Below are 1,356 nucleotides of genomic sequence, written 5' to 3'. Positions count from 1 at the left end.
GGACAGCGGCAAACCGGCCTACCCCCGCCCCCGCAAACCTTTTGCCCCCGGAGCGCGCCGTCAGGTTCCCGGAAAATACGGCAAAAAAGGCCGTAACGCGCCGGATGAACGCTAGGCCCGCAGCGGGCCAGCGGCCTTAGCCCAGAACTGGCCGAAACGGAAAAGGCCGGGAACAGCATGCGCCGCCCGGCATGCCCGGAGAAAAAATTCCGTCCGGGAGGATGCAGGCAGGGGTACGCTTCAAAAGCATCGTTGCGGCAGCCACGAGCAGCGCAACAGCATGACATTTGCTCCAAACAGGCACAGACGGAAATTTTTCCGTCTGTGCCTGTCCTTTTACACTTGCTTCAGTGACGGCCCTGCATGCGGGTACAGTACAAGCATGATTTGAGTTCTATAGAGCACATTTTCTGCCTGTTCACAAAAATCCTCTGCTGTCGCCGGCCAATACAGCCCCTCCCACCCATCAGGCATTCCTGCTTGAAACGCCGCAGCCTTGCGCTCGCCCTGTGACTGTGTGACACTTGCACGCAAGGTCGCCCATGCGCCGGCGGAACTCCGCCCGGCAGACGGCACAGGCAAAGCAACAGTACGGCAACGCCATACACGGCATAACAACAAGCGGGATTTCATGCATATTTTCAAATCAACATCCTGGATTGAAGGCCTTTTGGCGGACGACTGCCCGGGGCCGGATCTGACAGTGGAAATGCTGGGCATCGGCGCGCAAAGTGGAGCGATGTTTTTCAGCTCCCGCGAGGACGGCATTATCAGCGGGGCAGAAGAAGCGGAAATGCTTCTGGCGCGTTGCGGCCTTTCCGTTACCCGCCAGGCGGCAAACGGGGATATGCTTCAGGCCGACCAGGTTTTTCTCACGGCCAAAGGCAGCGCCGCTGCCCTGCACAAAGGCTGGAAAACGGCGCAGGTTCTTATGGAATACATGTCGGGCATTGCCCGCCGTTGCGCGTTTATGCTGGAGCGCGCGCACGCCGTACGCCCCGGCGTGCAGGTGGCCGTGACGCGCAAAAACTTTCCCGGAGCCAAGGCGCTTTGCCTTGAAGCGGCCCTGAACGGTGGGGCCATCATACACCGGCAGAATCTTTCCGAGTCGGTGTTGCTGTTTGAGCAGCATCTGCTGTTTTTTTCCGGCGGCGAAAACCTGCCCGCGCTGGAAAATCTTGCCCGCCAGGCGCGAGATCTGCGCGCCCGCATGCCGGAAAAGAAAATCATGAGCGTGCCTTAAACTTTGAGAATGTATATTCTCAAAGTTAATCTGATCTAGTCCCAGGCCCTGGAAAATTCCCTGTCTGCGAAAGCTTCGGCCAGCCCCGTCATTTGCCTGAGCCGCAAAACCTC

At 58.6% G+C, this 1,356-nt stretch carries 1 protein-coding gene; it reads left to right on the top strand.

Translation table 11 applies throughout. The annotated features are described in order from the left end of the window. The first annotated feature begins 631 nt into the window (after nucleotides 1–631). Nucleotides 632–1,243 (top strand): hypothetical protein, encoded by a 612-nt coding sequence (locus V6C16_RS13365; protein ID WP_333543449.1) that lies wholly within the window; start codon nucleotides 632–634, stop codon nucleotides 1,241–1,243. Nucleotides 1,244–1,356: the final 113 nt, after the last annotated feature.

Source organism: Desulfovibrio sp. 1188_IL3213, from assembly GCF_036763145.1.
Lineage (GTDB): Bacteria > Desulfobacterota > Desulfovibrionia > Desulfovibrionales > Desulfovibrionaceae > Desulfovibrio.
The sequence above is the reverse complement of the archived record's forward strand: the minus strand, read 5'-3'. Positions and strand labels throughout refer to the sequence as shown.

Excerpts from the sequence above, each read along its gene's own strand:
- V6C16_RS13365 (WP_333543449.1), top strand. The coding sequence starts at position 632 with ATGCATATTTTCAAATCAACATCCTGGATTGAAGGCCTTTTGGCGGAC.